Annotated in this window: 15 protein-coding genes and 1 pseudogene; 5 read left to right on the top strand and 11 right to left on the bottom strand. The window is 74.2% G+C overall.

Going from position 1 to position 19,915, the window contains the following annotated elements; all coding sequences use genetic code 11:
* Positions 1 to 831 (bottom strand): serine/threonine-protein kinase (locus BJF79_RS36640; RefSeq protein ID WP_143220729.1); only part of this gene is annotated, 831 nt, incomplete at its 3' end.
* Positions 832 to 1,072: 241 nt separating this feature from the next.
* Between BJF79_RS36640 and hrpA the strand changes: the two are divergent.
* Positions 1,073 to 5,040, top strand: a pseudogene (hrpA, locus tag BJF79_RS36635) (ATP-dependent RNA helicase HrpA).
* Positions 5,041 to 5,068: 28 nt separating this feature from the next.
* Here hrpA and BJF79_RS36630 read toward each other — a convergent pair.
* Positions 5,069 to 5,296, bottom strand: a complete 228-nt coding sequence (locus BJF79_RS36630; protein ID WP_075904299.1) for a hypothetical protein — start codon at positions 5,294 to 5,296, stop codon at positions 5,069 to 5,071.
* Positions 5,297 to 5,351: 55 nt separating this feature from the next.
* Here BJF79_RS36630 and pip point away from each other — a divergent pair, with 55 nt between their 5' ends.
* Entirely contained in the window at positions 5,352 to 6,308 is a 957-nt protein-coding gene (pip, locus tag BJF79_RS36625) for a prolyl aminopeptidase (RefSeq protein ID WP_075904297.1), read from the top strand.
* A 282-nt stretch (positions 6,309 to 6,590) separates the two neighbouring features.
* Positions 6,591 to 8,717, top strand: coding sequence for a hypothetical protein (locus tag BJF79_RS66010; protein WP_316043512.1), 2,127 nt, complete (start codon positions 6,591 to 6,593; stop codon positions 8,715 to 8,717).
* A 205-nt stretch (positions 8,718 to 8,922) separates the two neighbouring features.
* On the opposite strand, the gene BJF79_RS36610 is transcribed toward BJF79_RS66010, so the two are convergent.
* Positions 8,923 to 9,438: a hypothetical protein gene (locus tag BJF79_RS36610; RefSeq protein ID WP_075904291.1), complete on the bottom strand. Its 516-nt coding sequence runs from the start codon at positions 9,436 to 9,438 to the stop codon at positions 8,923 to 8,925.
* A 254-nt stretch (positions 9,439 to 9,692) separates the two neighbouring features.
* On the opposite strand from BJF79_RS36610, the gene BJF79_RS36605 reads away from it, so the two are divergent.
* Positions 9,693 to 10,493 carry an ABC transporter ATP-binding protein gene (locus BJF79_RS36605; RefSeq protein WP_075904289.1) on the top strand — a complete coding sequence of 267 codons (801 nt, stop codon included), beginning with the start codon at positions 9,693 to 9,695 and terminating at the stop codon, positions 10,491 to 10,493.
* A gap of 34 nt (positions 10,494 to 10,527) precedes the next feature.
* Here the strand turns inward: BJF79_RS36605 and BJF79_RS36600 are convergent, their stop codons facing one another.
* The 8 genes from BJF79_RS36600 to BJF79_RS36565 form a co-directional block, all read right to left on the bottom strand.
* Positions 10,528 to 11,928 carry an AAA domain-containing protein gene (locus BJF79_RS36600; protein ID WP_083734519.1) on the bottom strand — a complete coding sequence of 467 codons (1,401 nt, stop codon included), beginning with the start codon at positions 11,926 to 11,928 and terminating at the stop codon, positions 10,528 to 10,530.
* The gene (locus tag BJF79_RS36595; RefSeq protein ID WP_262403098.1) at positions 11,925 to 13,313 is read right to left on the bottom strand and encodes a hypothetical protein; all 1,389 of its coding nucleotides are present in this window, start codon (positions 13,311 to 13,313) and stop codon (positions 11,925 to 11,927) included. Before BJF79_RS36595 ends, BJF79_RS36600 begins: the two co-directional genes overlap by 4 nt.
* Positions 13,314 to 13,421: 108 nt before the next feature.
* Entirely contained in the window at positions 13,422 to 14,528 is a 1,107-nt protein-coding gene (locus BJF79_RS36590; protein ID WP_075904288.1) for a hypothetical protein, read from the bottom strand.
* Entirely contained in the window at positions 14,525 to 15,139 is a 615-nt protein-coding gene (locus tag BJF79_RS52050; protein WP_083734518.1) for a hypothetical protein, read from the bottom strand. The genes BJF79_RS36590 and BJF79_RS52050 overlap by 4 nt, the downstream gene beginning before the upstream one ends.
* 488 nt (positions 15,140 to 15,627) lie before the next feature.
* Entirely contained in the window at positions 15,628 to 16,014 is a 387-nt protein-coding gene (locus BJF79_RS36580) for a VOC family protein (protein ID WP_075904286.1), read from the bottom strand.
* Positions 16,015 to 16,084: 70 nt separating this feature from the next.
* Positions 16,085 to 17,203, bottom strand: a complete 1,119-nt coding sequence (locus BJF79_RS36575; RefSeq protein ID WP_262403097.1) for a phosphotransferase enzyme family protein — start codon at positions 17,201 to 17,203, stop codon at positions 16,085 to 16,087.
* 103 nt (positions 17,204 to 17,306) lie between these two features.
* Positions 17,307 to 17,708 (bottom strand): nitroreductase family deazaflavin-dependent oxidoreductase, encoded by a 402-nt coding sequence (locus BJF79_RS36570; RefSeq protein WP_075904284.1) that lies wholly within the window; start codon positions 17,706 to 17,708, stop codon positions 17,307 to 17,309.
* 125 nt (positions 17,709 to 17,833) lie between these two features.
* Positions 17,834 to 18,700 (bottom strand): helix-turn-helix domain-containing protein, encoded by an 867-nt coding sequence (locus BJF79_RS36565; protein ID WP_083734517.1) that lies wholly within the window; start codon positions 18,698 to 18,700, stop codon positions 17,834 to 17,836.
* An 823-nt stretch (positions 18,701 to 19,523) separates the two neighbouring features.
* Between BJF79_RS36565 and BJF79_RS36560 the strand changes: the two genes are divergently transcribed.
* On the top strand, positions 19,524 to 19,835 hold the full coding sequence (locus BJF79_RS36560) for a BRCT domain-containing protein (protein WP_075904280.1): 312 nt from the start codon (positions 19,524 to 19,526) through the stop codon (positions 19,833 to 19,835).
* Positions 19,836 to 19,915 lie beyond the last annotated feature (80 nt).

The following is a 19,915-nucleotide window of genomic DNA, read 5'->3' as shown; positions in this document are numbered from 1 at the left end:
CGGCGGGGCCGCCGCCTCCAGCGCCGCCCCGAACTCGGCCGCGCTCTGCCAGCGCCGCTCCCGGTCGGGGTCCAGTGCCCGCATCACGGCCGCGTCCACGTCCGGCGGGATCCTCGGACGGACGTCGCCGGGCGGCCGGGCGGGCGTGCCGGGCGGTTCCCCGGTGAGCAGCCGGTAAGTGAGCGCCCCGAGCCCGTACACGTCGGCGCGGTGGTCCGGCGCCCCGTCGACCTGCGTCTGCTCCGGGGACATGTAGCCGGGCGACCCGGCGGGCAGCGTCAGGCTCGACAGGTGGTCGCCGCTCCGCGCGATGCCGAGGTCGGCGAGCACGACCCGCTCGCCGGTGCCGCCGGGCGCCGTGCGCAGCAGCACGTTCGACGGTTTGAGGTCCCGGTGCACGATGCCGAGGTCGTGCAGGTCCTGCGCGCCCCGGATGATCTCGCCGGCGAGGACGAGCGCGTCCGTCAGCGCGTCGGCGGGCGCGTCCGGCAGCGCGTCCGGCGGCCCGTCCGCGGGCGCGTCCGCCGCCGCGAGCCGCTCCTCCAGCGTGCCGCGGTCGGCGTAGGTCATCACGAAGTAGGGGCGCTCGCCGGGCAGTTCGCCGATGTCGAAGACCTGCACGAGCCGGTGCGAGTCGGCGCGGCGCAGCAGCCGGGCCTCCTGGACGAACCGCTCCCGCACGTCCATGTGCATCGTCCAGTGCTCGCCGAGGATCTTGATGGCGACGGGGGCGTCGAGGTCCGGATCGTGCCCCAGCCAGACGGACGCGAAGCCGCCCGTCCCGAGAAGGCGCTCGATCCGGTAGCGGCCCGCTGCGCTCGGTGTCTCCACGTCTACCCATGGTGACCGATCCGGCGCGTGCGCGCACTACGTTGAGCGATGAATCCGGTACGTCCGATACGCCAGGGAATTGCGGCGGTCATGGACGCGTTGTGGTTCGGGCGTCCGCGGAAAAAATGGATCGCCCCCGCGGGAGCCTCCCGGCTACCGTGCAAAGGTTCCGAGGGCGGCGCCCGGTGGGCCACGGCCGGGGGAGGGGCGCGACGCCCGCGGCCTATCCTTGTCAACGGTTATGAGGACGCCTGTGAGATCGCCGCTCGCCGACCTGCGCGCGCGCCTGCCCGAATTGATGCCGCGCGACCGGAGCCGGCTGCGCCGCCGCATCGACGGCACCGAGAAGATGAAGGACGCCGGGCGGCGTGCGAAGGTCGCCGAGGAGATCGCCGCCGAGGTCGGCGCCGCCGAGCGCCGCGTCGAGCGGCGCCGCGCGGCCGTCCCGGCGATCACCTACCCGGCGGAGCTGCCGGTCGCGCAGAAGAAGGACGACATCCTGGAGGCCGTCCGCGACAACCAGGTCGTGATCGTCGCGGGAGAGACCGGGTCAGGCAAGACGACCCAGATCCCCAAGATCTGCCTGGAGCTCGGACGCGGCGTGCTCGGCTCGATCGGGCACACCCAGCCGCGCCGGCTAGCCGCCCGCACCGTCGCCGACCGCATCGCCGAGGAACTCGGCACCGACCTCGGCGAGACCGTCGGCTACAAGGTGCGGTTCACCGACAGGTCCAGCGACGGCACGCTCGTCAAGCTGATGACCGACGGCATCCTGCTCGCCGAGATCCAGACGGACCGGCTGCTGCGGCAGTACGACACGCTGATCATCGACGAGGCGCACGAGCGCAGCCTCAACATCGACTTCCTGCTCGGGTACATCAGGGAGATCCTGCCGAAGCGCCCCGACCTCAAGGTGATCATCACCTCCGCGACGATCGACCCGGAGCGGTTCTCCCGGCACTTCGGCGACGCCCCGATCGTGGAGGTGTCCGGCCGCACGTACCCGGTCGAGGTCCGGTACCGGCCGGTCACCGACCCCGACGACCCGTCCGCCGACCCCGACCGCGACCAGATCCAGGCGATCATCGACGCGGTCGACGAACTGGGCCGCGAGGCACCCGGCGACGTGCTCGTCTTCCTCAGCGGCGAGCGGGAGATCCGCGACACCGCCGAGGCCCTGACCAAGCACCTCGCGAAACAGCGGGGGACGAGCGAGGTCCTGCCGCTGTACGCGCGGCTGTCGGCGGCCGAGCAGCACCGCGTGTTCCAGTCCCACCGCGGGCGCGCGTCGTCCTGTCGACGAACGTCGCGGAGACGTCCCTGACCGTCCCCGGCATCAAGTACGTCGTGGACCCCGGCACCGCCCGCATCTCCCGCTACAGCCACCGGCTGAAGGTGCAGCGGCTCCCGATCGAGCCGGTGTCGCAGGCGTCGGCGAACCAGCGCAAGGGCCGCTGCGGGCGCGTGTCCGAGGGCGTGTGCATCCGGCTGTACTCCGAGGAGGACTTCGAGTCCCGTCCCGAGTTCACCGACCCGGAGATCCTGCGCACCAACCTCGCGTCGGTCATCCTGCAGATGACCGCGCTCGGCCTCGGCGACATCGCCGCGTTCCCGTTCGTGGAGCCGCCGGACCGCCGCAACGTCAAGGCCGGCGTCGACCTCCTCCACGAGCTGGGCGCGATCGACCCGGCGGAACAGGACCCGAAGAAGCGCCTCACCCCGCTCGGCCGCCGCCTCGCGCAGCTGCCCGTCGACCCGCGGCTGGCCCGCATGGTCCTGGAGGCCGACCGCAACGGCTGCGTCCGCGAGGTCCTCGTCATCGCCGCCGCACTGTCCATCCAGGACCCGCGCGAGCGGCCCGCCGAGCACCAGCAGGCCGCCGACGAGAAGCACCGCCGGTTCGCCGACCCCACCTCCGACTTCCTCGCCTACCTGAACCTGTGGAACTACCTGCGCGAGCAGCAGCGGGAGCTGTCGGGCAGCGCGTTCCGCCGCACCTGCAAGAACGAGTTCCTGCACTTCCTGCGCATCCGCGAATGGCAGGACCTGCACGGGCAGCTCAAGCAGGTCGCCAAGTCGCTCGGCGTGACGCTGAACGACGCCGACGCCGCGCCCGACCGCGTCCACGTGTCGCTGCTGTCCGGCCTGCTGTCGCACATCGGTCTGATGGACGCGCCCGGACGGTCCGAGAAGGCCGCGCGGAACGACCCGTCCAAGCGCGAGAAACCGCGGCGCGGGCACGAGTACATCGGCGCGCGCGGCGCGAAGTTCGCCGTCTTCCCCGGGTCGGCGCTGTTCAAGAAGCCGCCGCGCTGGGTGATGTCGGCCGAGCTGGTCGAGACGTCCCGGCTCTGGGGCCGGATCAACGCCAAGATCGAGCCGGAGTGGATCGAGCCGCTCGCCGGTCATCTGGTGAAACGCAACTACAGCGAGCCGCACTGGTCGAAGAAGCAGGCGGCCGTCATGGCGCACGAGAAGGTGACGCTCTACGGCGTCCCCATCGTCGCCGACCGCCGCGTCAACTACGGATCGATCGACCCGGCGCTGTCCCGCGAGCTGTTCATCCGGCACGCGCTCGTCGAAGGCGACTGGGAGACCCACCACAAGTTCTTCCACGACAACCGGGCGCTCCTGGACGAGGTCGAGGAACTGGAGCACCGCGCGCGGCGCCGCGACATCCTCGTGGACGACGAGACCCTGTTCGACTTCTACGACGCGCGGATCCCCGAGGACGTCGTGTCCGGCCGGCACTTCGACTCCTGGTGGAAGAAGGCGCGCCGCGCCGACCCCGACCTGCTCGGGTTCGAGAAGTCGATGCTCATCAACGACACCGCGGGCGGCGTCAGCGGGGCCGACTACCCGGACGTGTGGAAGCAGGGCCCGCTGCGGCTGCGGCTGACGTACCAGTTCGAGCCGGGCGCGGACGCCGACGGCGTGACCGTCCACATCCCGGTGCAGGTCCTCAACCAGGTGCGCGCGGACGGCTTCGAATGGCAGGTCCCCGGCCTGCGCGCCGAACTGGTCACCGAGCTGATCCGGTCGCTGCCCAAGCAGCTGCGGGTCAACTTCGTGCCCGCGCCCGACTACGCCCGCAAGGTCCTCGACCGGGTGGCGCCGCGCAGCGAGCCGCTCCTGGACGCGCTGGAGCGCGAGCTCACGGCGCTGACGAGCGTCCCGGTGGCGCGCGAGGCGTGGGACGCCGGACGGCTGTCGGCGCACCTGCGGATCACGTTCCGCGTCGTCGACGACCGTAAGCGCACCCTCGGCGAGGGCACCGACCTGGACGAGCTGAAACGCCGCCTCGCGGGCAAGGTGCGGGGCACGCTGTCGAAGGCGGCGTCCACCGTCGAGCGGACCGGCCTCACCGACTGGACGATCGGCGAGCTGCCCCGCACCTACGAGCGCAACCAGGCCGGCTACGACGTCAAGGCGTACCCGGCGCTCACCGACGAGGGCGACACCGTGGCCGTCCGCATGTACGAGACGGAGGCCGAGCAGCGCCGCGCGATGTGGCGCGGCACCCGCCGCCTCGTCCTGCTGAACGCGCCGTCCCCGGTGAAGCTCATCCAGAGCCGCCTCACCAACCAGGGCAAGCTGGCGCTCAGCCACAACCCGCACGGGTCGGTCGCCGCGCTGTTCGACGACTGCGTCACCGCCGCCGCCGACCGGCTCATCGCCGACGCGGGCGGGCCCGCGTGGGACGAGGCCGGGTTCCGCGCCCTGTACGACCGGGTCCGCGCCGACCTGCACGACGCGACCGCGCAGATCGTCGCGCAGGTCGAGCGGGTCCTGGCCGAGGCCCACGAGGCCGACCGCCGCATCCGCGCGACGAAGAGCATCACGCTCGTCCCGGCGCTGGCCGACGCGCGCGGCCACCTGGAGACGCTGATCCGTCCCGGTTTCGTCACCCGGACCGGCTGGCAGCGGCTGCCCGACCTCGTCCGCTATTTGCGGGGCGTCCAGGCCCGGCTCGACAAGCTCCCCGAGAACCCGAACCGCGACCGGCTGCTCGCGGGCCAGGTCGAGGCGCTGAAGGCCGAGTACCGGCGGACGCTGCAGCGGCTTCACCCGGCGCGCCGCGAGGACGAGCCGGTGGAGCACGTCCGGTGGATGATCGAGGAGTTCCGGGTGAGCCTGTTCGCCCAGCAGCTCGGGACGCGTTACCCGGTGTCGGACAAGCGCATCCGGAAGGCGATGGCCCAGCTGTGAGGGGTCGTCGCCGGGAGGCCGGCAGAGTTCAGTAGGCCTGTGCCGAGGCGTACAGTTCCAGGTGGCCGCACTTGCGGCACCGGTACGCGTCGATCTGCCAGCGGTCCTTGCCGAAGCGTTTCGCGCCCCCGAAGACCCCGACCTTCAGCGGGCCGGGGATCCACCGGGCGTACCCCTTGCTGTGGTCGCCGGAGTCCTCGACGAACCCGGGGTCCAGGTCCGTGCCGTCGCACTGCGTGCATCTGATCGCCGTCACGCCGTGATAGTAGGCCGGTTGCGTCCTTGATCGTTCACCGGATACGACTGAACGCATGGGGTCGCGAGAGTTCTATCCGGTCGTCCGGCCGTACGATTCGGGGTTCCTCGACGTCGGCGGCGGCGAGGAGATCTACTGGGAGGTCTGCGGCAACCCGGACGGCAAGCCCGCGGTCTTCCTGCACGGCGGCCCGGGCGGCGGTCTCCTGCCGGACCACCGGCGCTTCTTCGACCCGTCCGCCTACCGGATCGTGCTGTTCGACCAGCGCGGCTGCGGGAACAGCCGCCCGCACGCGAGCGACCCGTCCGTCTCGCTGGAACGCAACACGACCCCGCACCTGGTCGCCGACATGGAGCGGCTCCGCGAGCATCTCGGCGTCGACCGCTGGCTCGTCTTCGGCGGCAGCTGGGGCAGCACGCTCGCGCTCGCCTACGCGCAGGCGCACCCGGGCCGCGTCACCGAACTGGTGCTGCGCGGCGTCTACCTCGTCCGTCCGGCGGACGAGGCGTGGGTGTTCGCCCCCGGCGGCGCGTCGCGGCTGTTCCCCGCCGAGTGGGCGGCGTTCCGCGACGCGATCCCGCCCGCCGAGCGGGACGACCTGATCGCCGCGTACGGCCGCCGCATCGGCCACCGCGACCCGGCCGTCCGGATGCCCGCGGCCCGCGCGTGGATCGGCTGGGAGCTGGCCGCGAACACGCTGCTGCCGGTGCCGCCGCCGGAGCTGGACGACTCGCTCGTCCTCGCCTTCGCCCGCATCACCCACCACTACATCTCCGCCGGTGGATTCCTGCCGCCCGGGGGCCTCCTGGCGGGCGTCGACCGGATCCGGCACGTCCCGGCCGTCATCGTGAACGGCCGCTACGACATGAAGACCCCGCCCGACCAGGCGTGGGAGCTGCACCGGGCGTGGCCCGAGGCGGAGTTCCACATCGTCGAGGACGCGGGGCACGGCGGATCCGAACCGGGCATCCGGCACCGGCTGATCGAGGCGACCGACGCCTTCCGGCCCTGACGGAGACGCCTTCCGGCCCCGACGGCGCGGCCCGCGGGCCGTCCGATCGGCGGCCGGGGCCGTTTTCCGTCGCCGGGTGCGTCGCGGGCGCCCCCACATGTGCCACCCAAGTCACTGCGGTCGCGCCAACTAGTGCGTATCGTTCGTTCCATGCCAAACAGCCAAGAGCGCGACAATAGCGGCCCGCAGGAGACGGCCGCGACGTCTCCGGCCGCGGTCCCCGGGGGACCGGGCGACGCCGTACGCGCATCCGGGGGGACGGGGGAGACGGCGGTGGCCCGCATGGGCGACCCCGTCACGGTGTGGCCGTGCGCGAACTGCGGACGTCCCGTACCGCAGCCGGTGGGCGCGACCCGCGTCGTCCGGTACTGCCGGGACGACGACGGCACGTGCGCCCGCGAGGCCCGCGACCGCCGGGAACGCGGCCGGGACGCGCCGGGCCTCACCGGGCATGTCGCCTCGACCTGGGAGATGGTCGAGCGGCTGGAGAAGGCCGCCGACGTGCTCGCCGAGTCGCTGACCTCCGAGCTGAGCGTCGCCGGGGTCGAGCGGCGCGTCGCCGAGGTGCGGGCCGAGGCCGCCCGCGAGCTCGCCATCGCGCAGAGCGAGCGCGACGCGTCCCAGCGCCGGGCCGAGGAAGCCTGGCAGGAGGCCACGTCCGCCCGCCAGCGCGCCGACGGCGCCGAGCAGGACGCCGACCGCGCCCGCGAGGAGGCCAGGCTCGCGACCGCCAAGCGGGACGCCGCCCAGCAGGCCTGGGAGGAGGCGCACCAGATCGCGCAGCAGTCGATGACCGCGAAGCTCGCCGCCGAGAGCGAGCGGGACCGCATCGCGGCCCGCGAGGCCGAACTGCTGTCCGCGCTGGAGAGCGCCCGCGCCGAGCTCGTCGAGCTGCACGCCAAGGTGTCGGAGGCGGAGAGCGGCGCCGAGTCGCAGCGGGTCGAGGCGGCCGTCGCCAAGCAGGGCGCCGAGGACCTGCGCAACGCCATGCGGGACGCCGAGGCGCAGCGGCAGCGCGCCATGCAGGCCGCCAGCAAGGCCGAGGCCGAGCGCAGCACCGCGCTGCGCGCCCAGTCCGAGGCCGAGGCCGAGGTCGTCCGGGTCCGGGCGCGCGCCGACGAGGCCGTCAAGGACCGCGACGCCGCGCAGGCGCAGGCGCAGGCCGCGGCGACCGAACGCGACGAGCTGACGGGCAGGCTGAACGACCAGTCGACGCAGCTGCGGCAGCTGTCGCAGTCGGTCGCCGACCAGCAGGCCGCGCTGACCGCGCTGGCCGAAGAGCGCGACGCGGCCCGCGCCGAGGCCGACCGCGCGCGCCGTCAGGTGGACCAGTTCACCCAGGGCACCTTCACGCCCGGCACGCCGCAGGGCGGCCGGATGCAGAGCGGCCAGATGCAGAGCACCGCCATGCAGGACGGGCAGCCGCAGGACGCGCAGCCGCAGAACGGGCAACCGCAGAACGGGCAGGTACCGAACGGCTCGCAGCCCCCGGCGTGCCCCCGGGCCCGCCGCCCATCGGCGGCCCTTCCCCGGCGGCACCGGGCCCCACGGGACTCCCGGCCCGGAGCTGCCGCCCGCCTCGCCCTACCGGCCCCCGAACCAGAGCGGCGGCGGCCAGGCCGGGGACCACGGCCGCGGCGTGAACGGCTCGGACCGGGAGGACCCCCTGTTCACCGGCCCGTGACCCGCCCCGGCGGGCCCGGGCGGACCGCCCGGCGGCGCGGACGTCCGGCCGCCGGGCACCGGATCGGCTCCGGAACCGCTCGCGATCAGCTCCGGAACCGCTCCGGGTCGATCTCGATCCAGATCTGCTCGGCGCGGCCCAGCAGCCGTCCGTCCGCCCCGTACAGCGCCGTCGCCGTGTGCGTCTTGCGGCCCTCGCGGCTGCGCGTCGCCCCCATGACCACGCACCGCTCCCCGGCCTCGGGAACGTCGGAGACCTGCGCGGTCATCGTGCCGAGCACGGCGGGGCGCGCGGCCACGTCGAACGACCAGGCGCCCGGGCAGTCCAGCGCCGCCCACACCAGCTCCCGCCCGGGGAGCTCCTCGGGCGTCCAGGGGGCCGCCACCGTGTCCTCGGCGACCGGCCCCGGCTCCAGCCGCAGCCCGTCCCCGGGCTCGCGGTCCGGGCCGCACACGAAGCAGCCGGGGAACGGGTTGTTCTCCGCCGCCCGGTACTTCTCCGCCGCCGTCACCGCCTCCTCGAACGGGACGCCCGGGACGGGCGGCACGACGATCGCACCGGCCAGCCCCTCGGCGATCAGCCGCTCGCCGTCCCACAGCCGGACGCTGTGGCCGCGCTCGTCCTCCACCGTGACGGTCAGTTCGGTCTCCAGCGGCGGAGGCCGCCGCAGGGACACCGTGACGGTGTCGGTGGGCACCCGCTTCGCCAGCAGCCCCGCCACATAGCCGCCGTTGCCCGATTCATCCGGTCCGTGGAACCGTCTTTCAATGATCACGTGCCGTTTCCCCCGTGCTCACGATCCGCCGCAAAAACGGGACCGATCATAATGAGCGGGTCGGACGTCCGAAGCGCCGACCCCGCCCGCAACGGCGGGACGGGCCGGCGGGACGTCCGGCGGGGCGCCGGCCGCGGCACCGCGGCCGGGACCGTTCAGACGGCGCGCGAGGGCTGCGGGCGGCCCGGCCGGGTGGTGAAGAACACCGACAGCGACCCCCGCAGCCGCGCCCGGACGGTCTCCTCGTCCACGGGCCCGTCGGCGCGGACGGGCGTGCGGTCCAGGGCCCGGTCGATGAGCCGGTCGACGTTGCGGTCGGCGACGATCACCGAGCACGTGTCGCACGCGTACCACGGGTACAGCATGTTGAGGACGGCGACCGCGGTGTCGTCGTCCGACAGGTGCGTGGTGTCGAGCTCGACCTCGAACATGTCGGTGTCCTCCGGGTCGAGCGTGGGGTAGTACAGCCAGCTCGTCTCCGGTCCGCCGCAGAAGTCGCACGCCCGGTCCTGCGCGGCGGGCTCGCCCACCGCGAGCTCAAGCTCGTGGTCCCACGGCTCCACCCTGCGGTTGTGGCGGTAGCCGACGCCGTCCAGCGATCCCTCGCGGTTGTGCGTGACGTCGTGCACCTCGCCGCCGCAGCGGGCGCACATGAAGCCGATGTCCTCCATGTCCCTCCCCTGATCGCTGAGGCACCGGCTCTCACAGTATCCGCCCGGCGGCTCCCGTTGTACCCGGGTGCCGGGCTCTTCGGATAAGTTGCAGATCTTCCCCGACGCCCGCGCCCCGGCGATCCCGGCCTCCGCCCGCGTCCGTCCGCGCCCGGCGCGTCCCATGGTCCGATGCCCGTGACCCGGTGATCTGTGATCTTTCGCGGGCTCTTTCGGCCCCTGCGTGCGCGCCCGCACCCCGAACGGAGGTGCCGATGCCCCCCGCCGAATCCGGCGTCGTCCTGAACGCCGACAAGATCGATCTCGTCCGCGAGCGGCGGCTGCTGCTCGACCGGGTCACCATGACCGTCCTGCGCGGCGAGCACTGGGCACTGCTCGGCCCGAACGGCGCCGGCAAGAGCACCCTGCTCGGCATCCTCGGCGCCTACACCCACCCGACGCGCGGCACCGCCGAGATCCTCGGGCACCGCCTCGGGCGCGTCGACGTGCAGCGGCTCCGGCCGATGATCGGGCAGGTGAACCCGCGGCACCCGCTGGAGTCGGCGCGGACGGTCCGCGAGATCGTCCTGACTGGCGTCACCGGGACGATCGAGCTGGTGCCGCGCTGGACGCCCACCGGCGACGACCTGCGCCGCGCCGACGAGCTGATCGCGCTGCTCGGCCTGACGCCGCGCACCGACGCCCGCTGGCCGAACCTGTCGCAGGGCGAGCGCGGCCGGGCGCTCATCGCGCGGGCGCTGATGCCGGACCCGCCGCTGCTGCTCCTTGACGAGCCCGCCACCGGCCTGGACGTCGCCGCCCGCGAACGGCTGCTCGCGAGCATCGACCAGCTGCGCGCCGACCGTCCGGACCTGACGACCGTCCTGGTCACCCACCATCTGGAGGAGCTGCCGACGAGCACGAGCCACGCGCTGCTCCTGCGGGAAGGACGGGTGCTGGCGTCCGGTCCGGCCGGCGAGGTGCTCACCACCGAGGCCGTCAGCGAATGCTTCGACCACCCGATCACGATCACCCGGCACGCCGGCCGCTGGGCCGCGACCGCGGGCCCGGCCTGACCCGGACCCGCCGGGCGGGCGGGCGACCGGGCGGTCAGCCCGCCGCGACGCGGTGCCGGGCGAGGTGCGCGAGGACCGACTGGTTCGCCTCCCACCCGTCCGGGAACTTCACCGGCACGCCGAGGTGCACCGGCTCGGCCGACGGGTGGGCGTCCAGCAGCTCGGGGATGCCCGCCCGCGCCACCACGACGCACGCGTGCCGGTGCCGGGACGCCAGCACGCACAGCCGTCCGGTCTCCAGATGGAACGCGGTGGCGTCCCGGCGCCCCGACAGCGGATGCAGGAAGACCGTGACGTCGTACTCGCGGCCCTGCAGGCGGTTCGCGGTGTCGACGGTGATGCCCGCGCCGTGCGGGCCGAGCGCGGCGCGGATCGCGGCTACCTGGTCGCGGTGCGCCGCGCCGATCGCGACGCGCGACGCGTCCACCTGCGCCGTCCCCTTCTCCGAGTGCGCGATCGGGCCGCGCTGCAGCAGCCGGACGGCGAGCGCCGCCGTCGCCCGGACCGCCTCGGAGTCGGTGCGCAGCGTGTGCCGGGCGGGCAGCTCGAACAGGGCCCAGCCGGTGGCCGCGGCCTCCTCCAGCGCCCGGTCGTAGGTGGTGCCCATGCCGCCCGCGGAGAACTCGAGCCGCCGGTCGGCCGGGCCCGTCCCGGCACGGAACGGGGTGAACGGGTAGAAGGCGTCCGCGACCACCGGCGCCGCCGACGCCGGCAGCCGCCACGACACCGGCAGCCGGTGGACGGGCAGGTCCGGGTTGTGGGCGAGCAGGACGGACACGGCGCTGCGCATCGGGTCCCACGCCAGGCCCGCCCAGCGCTCCACCTCGACCGTGGAGAACGGGTCGAGCTGGCCGGGGTCGCCCACGAACAGCGCCCGCTCGAACCGCCCGGCGATGCGCAGCAGCATGTCCGACCGCATCTGGTACGCCTCGTCGACGATCGCCCACGGCCACGAGCCGTCCGACAGCGTCGCCCACTTCGCGGCCGTCGCGATCACGACGATCTGCTCGGCGAGGTCGCCGACCTTCTGCCGCACCTGCACCTGCGGACAGGCCAGCACCCGCTCGGACGGCACGTACTGCGACGCCGACAGGCGGCCGATCGTCAGCCGCGGATGCGCCTCGGCGATCCGCTCGATGAGGTCGTCGACCTGCTCGTTGGTCTGCGCGACGATCATCAGCCGCTCGCCCGCGTCCGCGAGGTGCCCGGCGGCGCGCACCACCAGCGTGGACTTCCCGGCACCGGGCGGGGAGTCGACGACCACGCCCTTATGGGCACCGGACAGGTCCGCCAGGACGGCGTCGACGACGCGGGCCGCGGCCTTCCCCGGGTCCTCGGCCGGGAGCCCGCCCGGGTCCACCGCCGGACGCCCGGCGGGGCGGGGGACGCCCGACGGCACCGGGGTCAGGCGGCGCGTGCTCTCGCCCGTCGTCATGACCAGTCCTCTTCGGCGTCCTCGTCGGTCGGCACGTAGTCTTCGGGCGGCCCGCCGTGCGTCCACGGCGTGTCCTCGCGGTCGGGGAACTTCGCCTGCCCGAACGAACCCTCCGTCAGCGACGTGAAGCACACCTGTTCGCCCACCCGCGGGACCACGCCGGCCTCCGGGACGAGCTTGCGGCCCATCCCGCCGGTCAGCTCCAGCAGCACGCCTCCCGTGCCGAACTCCACGATCCTCCCCTTCAGTGCGGGCCGCGCCGCGTTGCACACGGTCGTCCCCACATCGAGCCGGACCGGGTCCTCGGTGGACACCCGCAGGTACGGGCGCAGCTTCGGCCGCTTGCCCGTCTCGTCCAGCCGGGTCGGGTCGGACTCGGTGACGACGCCGCCGAACGCCTGGCCCGACAGCCGGTGCTCGGCCATGACCAGCGGGTCGTCGAACGCCCGCTGCGCCTCGTAGGCGTCCTGCGCCCGCTCCAGATCGTGCAGCCGCCGGGCCGCGCGGACGGGCGTGTCGCGGCGCGCCTGAGGATACGCCTCGCCGAACGTCTGGTGGTAATAGGTGAAGGAGTCGCGGTCGCGCTCCCAGCGGCGCTGGACGCTCGCGCCCTCCGGCAGGGCGCGCAGCAGGTCGGCCGCGCGCCACATCAGGTTCCAGGTGGGGGCGAGCTGGGACGCGACGGCCGTGCGCAGCCGCTCCTCGGTGCGGGGCGCGCCGTTCGACCGGTCGTAGGCGGCGATCGCGGGCGCGAGCACCTCGTTGTCGAACGTCGGGTCGGTCGCGGGCCCGGCCGGCGGCCACGTCACCGGGTCCTCCGCGCGGGCCGCGGCGGCCGGGCCGTCCAGCCCGTCCGGCGGGTCGATCCAGCCGAGCAGCGCGGCGAGGTTCCCGTCCTCCAGGGAGCTCTGCCCGGTCGCCCAGTGCAGCCGCAGCGTCTCCGTCATCGCCAGCAGCATCGACGATCCGGGATGGTCGTACCGGTCGGCGAACCAGGTCAGCCACCGGCCCAGCACCGGGACCGCCGGATCGACCGAGTAGGGGCCCTCCGTGCTGCGGAACCGGGTGGAGCGGCCCAGCAGCCGCAGGAACGTGACCCCGCCGCGGTTGGGCACCAGCACCTGCGGCGCGTCCCCGTACCGGATCCGTTCCTCGGCCTCCCCGGACTTGGCGGCCGATTTGCTCGGCGCCAGCAGCTCGACGGCGCCGCGGCTGGTCTCGATGTGGTTCAGGACGAGTTTGGCGGCCTCGGCGGCGAACGCGAACCGCAGGTCGCGGTTGCGCGGCTGCGGCACGACCAGCAGCGACGGGTCGTCCGGGTCGCTGCCGAGCATGATCGCCAGCGGCGCCGCCGCCTCCCCGGCGAGCCGCAGCGGGATCAGCACCAGCGCGCCGGCGAGACATGGCAGTGCCGCACGGTGGCGAGCGGCTGCGCGACCCCGGCGGCCGCCGCCTGCAGGCGGGCGAGCGAGGACAGCGCGCTCATGTGCCGATCACGCGGCGCCCTGCGCGGCTCCGGCCAGCGCCTCGGCGCGCAGCCGGGCCGCGGTGCGCAGCTGCTCGGCGGTCTCGGCCAGGTCGTCGGACGGCAGCAGGGTCCCGTCGGCGAGCGCCAGCGCCGTCCCGATCGCGTCCACGCCGCCGAGGTCGTCGCGGACCGAGCGGCCGAGGGCGCCCGTCGCGCCGCACGCCCGCGCCTCGTCCCGGCAGAACAGCGCCATCTCGCAGCCCGCCATGCACTCGGGCGCGTACCGGGCCTCGACCGCGCGGACCGACGCGGCGAGCGCGTCGCCCGGCTCGAACGTCAGGTCGTCCGGGAGCGCGTCGAGGATCCGGTCGATGCGGGTGATGCGGGCGAGCTGCCGCTCCAGGACGGCGAGCTGCGGGCGCACGTCCAGCGGCGTCGCCGTCGGCCGGTTCGAGAAGTTCTCCGGGCAGACGAGGAACACCTCGTGCGACACCCGCCGCGGGTCGTGGCCCAGCTCGGCCACCAGCCGGCGCAGCGCCAGCACGTACACCGCCGACTGCCGGGCCGCGGCCGCGACCTGCTCCGGTTCGGCCTGCCCGTCGACGACCGCGAACGACTTCACCTCGATCACGTGCAGGCGCCCCGCGAGCTGGAACGCGATGACGTCCGGCTCCAGGTAGGCGGGCTGCCCGGCGATGTCGAGGCGCAGTAGCGGATGGTCGAACAGGGTGCCCTCGCCGGACTCCAGCGCGCGGGCCAGCAGCCGCCGCGTCCGGGTGTGCCGCAGCTCCCGGCCCTCGTTGCCCGCGACCACTTCGAGGTCGTCGTAGGCGACCTCCGGGACGGCCAGCCCGAGCGTGTCGCGCAGCAGCGTCAGCAGCTCCGCGCAGCCGTCCGCCTTCACCTGGGCCTCGAACGCGTTGCCGCGCGTGATCGCGAACTGCGACTGGCCGAACGGCGCCGGGAACCCGAGCTCCCGCGCCACCGCGTCCTTGTCGACCCCCGCCGCGTCCATCACCCCGCGGCGGGCGCAGCCGGGATTGCCGGTCAGCGCGGCGATCGTGCGTGCGTCGTGGTTGCGCGGGGCGGCGCCGCCGCGCAGCCGGTCCAGGTCCGGCGCGGTCTCGGTCATCGGTCGATCTCTCCATTGACGGCAGGGCGCCGTGGCGCGTCCTGCAGGGCCCGCAGCCGGCTGCCGAACAGCCGTTCCGCGTCGTCGAGCCGGTCCAGGGCGCGCCCGGCGGCCGACTCGCGCCGCCGCCGGTCCGCCTCCCGGTGCACTTCCAGCTCCTCCCGGGCGGCTTCGGCGAGCACGGCCGGATCGACTGTACCGACCGTACCGTCGACCGCACCGGGAATGTTGGACGCGAAACGCCACAGCAGCCGCTGCACGTCGGGGTTCGGTCCGCCGCGTCCGGTCGGCCGGGCAGCGGCGTGCTCGGCCAGCCGGATCGCGGACGTCAGGAAATCGGTGCGCGGGCTCAGCGGGCCCACGATGCGGCGCTCCAGCGGCCACGTGCTGACGGTGAGCAGGCCGCGGGCGGGGGCGAGCAGGTCCGCGGTCAGCGCGGCGCACAGGTAGTACGGCCGGTTGTAGGGCGCGGTGCGGAACGAGCGTTCCTCGTCGCGGCGCAGGCTCGACAGCCGGCCCGCCGCGATCTCGCCGGGGAAGAACGCCGTGTACACCGTCCCGACCAGCTTGGGGGCGGACGGGACGCCGAGCAGCGTCAGCGCCTGGTGCACCTGCTCGCGGACCGGCAGCAGGCCGCGCTTCGAGCCCCCCTTGGCGCCTCCCTTGGCGCGCCCTCGGTGGCCTTGCCCTTCTTGGCGCGCGCGCCCTTCCCGGCGGCCGCACCGTTCCCGGACGTCGCGCCGCGGCGGCGTCCGGACGAGCGGGCGGGGGCGCGGGGCGCGGCGGGAGCCTCGTCGCCGTCTTTGCCGAGGACCGCGTCGTCCCACGCCTCCTCGGCGCGGCGCAGGTCGGCGTGCAGCTCGCGGAGCCCCGCCGGTCTCCGGACGCCATCGCCCGCCGCACGGCCGCACGCAGCTCGGCGATGCGGGCTTCGAGCGCGTCGGGGGTCGGCGCGCCGGGGGACCGGGACATGCGGCAGACAGTACAGGAGGCTCCAGACAATTCCAGGTTTTTCCAGTATTCGCGCCGACGAAACGGAGGCGGAACGGCGACCGCTCCGGGACGGCTTGGGACGGCTCCGCGACGGTCCGGAGCCTGGTCAGCGGGTGTCGCGGCGAAGCGGGTGCCCCTCCGGCACCTCCACGATAACGATCTTGACGCCCGCCGGGTCCTCGATCCACATCTCCACCAGGCCCCAGGGTTCCTCGCGCGGCTCCCGGACGATCCGTGCCCCGGCCGCCGCGAGCCGTTCGTGCTCGGCGCGCACGTCGCGGACCTGGAGCCAGATCATCGCCGCCGACCCGTCCGCGGCGTCCCCGTGCCCCGACACCTCCAGGAAGCCGGAACCGAGGAAGAACACGACGCCGGGGGAGTCGGCCGGGCCGAACTCCCGGTAGACGGCGAGCCCCAGGACGTCCCGGTAGAAGCGCTGGCTGCGCGGGGCGTCCGCCGGGCGCAGCAAGATCCGGCTGCTCAGAATCTCCATGGCTTCATCCTCGCCCGGACGCGCGCGCCGCCCGGCACCGCCCCCGGGCACCCGGGCACCCGGCCCCCGATCAGCCGTACGCGTGCTCGTCGCCCTGGACGTCCGCCGCGCCCGGCGCGTACGGGGCCGCGAACGCGTCGAGCGTGCCCTCCAGGTGCGCCGTCCACCACGTCACGAGCGCCGCCTGGCCGCGCTCCTGGACCTGCCGCTCCGGGACGCCGGTCCCGTCCTCGCCGAGGTACCGGTGCCGCAGCGGCGCGACGTCGCAGAGCCGCTCCCACCAGGCGCGGTGCACCGCCGACTGGATCTGCCCGGCGTCGAGGGGGAACGACGCGCGATGCCCCCGGACGAACGCCTGCACCCGGTCGAGGTCGAGGCCCCGGTCGTCCTCGCACGCGAACAGCCGCGCCGCCGCCCGGACCACCTCGCCCGCCACGGGCCCCGTGGTGAGCCCGTCCCAGCCGAGGACCGCCGTGACGTTGCCCGAACCCGCGTGGCGGAGGTTCCCCGCGTGGAACGAACCGTGCAGATGCGCGACCGTGCAGACCTCCGCGTCCGGCGGCTGGTGGTCGGCGAACTCCGCCAGCAGCGCCCGCCGTTCCCGCAGCCGCCGCTCCGACAGCGCGTCGAAGTCGGTGCCGCCGCCGTCGCGCGGGACGGTCGCCAGCATGGCGTCGACGGCCGCCGCGGCGTCCGCGGCGCGCGGCACGGGCACCAGCATGCTCTGCTGCACCGGCGGCGTCAGCCGCTCCATCTCCGCGTGCAGCCGGCCGAGCAGCCCGCCGAGCTCCTCGCACTGCGCGAACGTCAGCTCCAGGCCGTCCCGTCCGCGCCCGCCGGCCCAGGGGAACAGCTCGTACCCCCGGCCGGCGGCGGTGACCAATGTCCGGCCGGTCCGGGCGGGGACGGGCGCGAGGACGGGCAGGCCCGCCGCGTCGAGCGCGCCGGTGATCCGGTGCCGGAACAGGATGCGCCGCCGGTCCGGGACGGGATGCTCCTTCAGCAGGAACGCGCCGTTCGCCGTGTCGACGCGCCGGGACCGCCGGAACGCGGCCGCGTCCGGGCCGGGCTCGGCGAACCGCGCGTCCGGCCCGATCTCCCAGCGCCGCAGCAGCCGCGCGGGCTGCCCGGCGGCGTTCTCGGCGGCGCGGATGCCGACGGCGCTGTCAGCGGTCTGTGACGTCGGCACTGTGCACCTCGGCGGCCTCGGACGGACCGCGGTCGAACGGATGTTCAAGGCCGACGCTACACGGCCCGCCACCGCGGCGAAAGCGAACCGCGCCCGGACGCGCTCAGACGCGTTCGAGGACGACCACGGGGATCTCCCGCTCGGTCTTCTTCTGGTACTCGTCGTACTGGGGCCAGGTCGCGGCCATCTTCCGCCAGAACGCGGGCTTCTCCTCCGGCGTGGCGGTGCGGGCCCGCGCGGTGAATCTGTCGCCCTTCACCTGAACCTTCACCTCGGGGTTCTCCCGCAGGTTCAGGTACCACTGCGGATGCTCGTCCGCGCCGCCCAGGGACGCGACCACCAGGTACGCGTCGCCCTCCGGCTGGTAGATCAGCGGGGTGGTGCGCTCCCGCCCGGTGCGCCGCCCGGTCGTGGTGAGCAGCAGCGTGACCGTCCCCTGCCAGTCGTGCCCCTCCGCGCCGTCGGTCTCCTGGTAGCGGGCGACGTGCTCCTTGCCGAACAGCATCCTTCGTTCCCTCCCGTGGGCGTGCCGATTTCCGACGACCTTCCCCGTCGCCCGCACCCGATGCGCGATCGTGCGGACGAGCCCGTCACAGCGGGCCGACACAGGGGCCGGTCGCAGCGGGCCGGTCAGAGGTCGTGCAGGACGCCCCGCAGCAGGCCGCCGGTGTCGTCCGGGCGGGCCGCGGTGATGCAGAGGTTGTTCATCGCGCGCATGTAAGTGTCGACGTCGGTGGGCTTGTCGAGGTAAAGGGCGCTGGTGAGCTGCTCCAGATACACGACGTCGGACAGGCCGGGCTCGGCGAACCGCAGGATCGTGAACGGGCCCCCGGCCGCGGCGTGGCCGCCCGCGCCGAACGGCACGATCTGCAGCGTCACGTTGGGCAGCTCCGACATCTCCATCAGGTGCTCCAGCTGCCGCCGCATCACCCCGCGGCCGCCCAGCGGCCGCCGCACGACCGCCTCGTCCACGACCGCCCACAGCGTCGGCGCGTTCGGCGCGGTGAACCGCTCCTGCCGGGTGGTCCGCACCCGCACCCGCCGTTCGAGCTCCTCGTCGGACGCGTCGGGGAAGCCGAGGCGGACGACCGCGCGGGCGTAGTCCTCGGTCTGGAGCAGGCCCGGAACGAACTGGAGTTCGTAGGAGCGCAGCAGGGAGGCGGCCTCTTCGAGCCCGAGATACGCCTCGAACCAGTTCGGCAGCACGTCCCCGTACCGGTGCCACCAGCCCGGGGTGTTGGCCTCCTTGGCCAACTCCAGCATCGGGGCGCGCTCGGCGGGGTCGGTGACGCCGTAGAGCGTCAGCAGGTCGGCGACGTCGCGGGACTTGAAGCCGACGCGGCCCAGTTCCATCCGGCTGATCTTCGAATGGGAACCGCGGATCTCGTATCCGGCCTGCTCGGTGGAGATGCCGCATTCCTCCCGGAGGCGGCGGAGTTGTGCGCCGAGCAGAATGCGCAGCACGGTCGGTCCGCCGCGCCGCGGATAGTCGATCACCCGTCCGGCCGGATCATCGTCATCGGCCGACGGAGTCGGGACAGCTGAATCCTGGGGCAAGGGGGTCACCAGCCAGTCGACGGGTCTGCGCGGGGCGGAACGGCACCGCCCTATGTTAGAGGATGGAAGCACGATTGTGGGAAAGTACGGAAAAGGCGCCTTCGACAATCTCCCAATCGTGCTGGAACGGGCCGCGCGGCGCGGCGCCGTGGGGCTTCGAGAGCGGACGGGCCCGCCGTTCGGAGTCGCAGACGATACCCCTCTCGCCTATCCTGCGCCAACGCGCCCATCGTTCCGGCGGGCGCGGAAGGGCGATTTGGACCGTGCCCGAGCGGCCGGTCGGCGCGGTCGGTGGCGGCGCGGCGGCGGACCGTGGCCCCGGGACCGGCCGCCCGGCGGCAATTCCACGGCCGCGCGACCTTGATGGCACATGAATTGCCGGGCGTTCTCGGACGTCCCCGGCGACCAATCGGCGGCGATTTCCAGACCGGTTCGTGCGACGTGATAATGACGGACGTCGAACGGTTCGTTGAATATTTCGTGCGGCCGCGGGACGCCGATCGTCCGGACGGCGCCGCGCGGTGAGCATCCCCACGCGGCCCCCGCTCGGCCCCGGCAGGGGCGGCCGTGTGACGGCGGCCGCACGTGATCCGGATCTCCTCCGGATCGTGCCAGGTGCCCGCCGCGGTGACGAAGGTCTCGCTTCGGGCGGGCTTTCTCCGGACCGTTCCGGCGTTCACTGGAACAGAGGCGCGGCGCGCGCGGCGATCCGCCCGGCGCCCGCCGGATCCGAGCGCCCTTCACCGATCGAACCGGAGGAATCATGAACGCGACCCGTGAGCGGCCGGACATCAGGTTCCTGATCTCGGGCGACGTCAGCGCGCACGAACGCCGCGCGGCCGAGCGCGCCGTCGGCGAGGCGCTGGCGGAGGCCCACGGCACCGTCACGTCCGTCCAGGTCACGCTGAGCGTCGTGGCCGACCCCGCACTGCCCCGCCCGGCGCTGGCCCGGGCCGTCATCGAGCTCGACGGCCGGATCGTGCGGGCCCAGGCGGCCGCCCCGCGGCTGGTCGAGGCGATCGCGCTGCTGCGCTCCCGCCTCGCCGTCCGCATCACGAACCCGCGGGTCGGCTGAGCGATCGGCCGAGCGGTCCCGCGGACGGCGGCGCCCCGTGCGCACCGGACGCGCCGTCCTCCCGCGCCCGTCGCGGGGCG

This window comes from Actinomadura sp. CNU-125, from assembly GCF_001942465.1.
Taxonomy (GTDB): Bacteria; Actinomycetota; Actinomycetes; order Streptosporangiales; family Streptosporangiaceae; genus Spirillospora.
This window is presented reverse-complemented; position numbering and strand designations above follow the sequence as displayed.

Excerpts from the sequence above, each read along its gene's own strand:
- pip (WP_075904297.1), top strand. The coding sequence starts at position 5,352 with ATGGGGTCGCGAGAGTTCTATCCGGTCGTCCGGCCGTACGATTCGGGG.
- BJF79_RS66010 (WP_316043512.1), top strand. The coding sequence starts at position 6,591 with ATGGGCGACCCCGTCACGGTGTGGCCGTGCGCGAACTGCGGACGTCCC.
- BJF79_RS36610 (WP_075904291.1), bottom strand. The coding sequence starts at position 9,438 with ATGGAGGACATCGGCTTCATGTGCGCCCGCTGCGGCGGCGAGGTGCAC.
- BJF79_RS36605 (WP_075904289.1), top strand. The coding sequence starts at position 9,693 with ATGCCCCCCGCCGAATCCGGCGTCGTCCTGAACGCCGACAAGATCGAT.
- BJF79_RS36600 (WP_083734519.1), bottom strand. The coding sequence starts at position 11,928 with ATGACGACGGGCGAGAGCACGCGCCGCCTGACCCCGGTGCCGTCGGGC.
- BJF79_RS36590 (WP_075904288.1), bottom strand. The coding sequence starts at position 14,528 with ATGACCGAGACCGCGCCGGACCTGGACCGGCTGCGCGGCGGCGCCGCC.
- BJF79_RS36580 (WP_075904286.1), bottom strand. The coding sequence starts at position 16,014 with ATGGAGATTCTGAGCAGCCGGATCTTGCTGCGCCCGGCGGACGCCCCG.
- BJF79_RS36570 (WP_075904284.1), bottom strand. The coding sequence starts at position 17,708 with ATGCTGTTCGGCAAGGAGCACGTCGCCCGCTACCAGGAGACCGACGGC.
- BJF79_RS36560 (WP_075904280.1), top strand. The coding sequence starts at position 19,524 with ATGAACGCGACCCGTGAGCGGCCGGACATCAGGTTCCTGATCTCGGGC.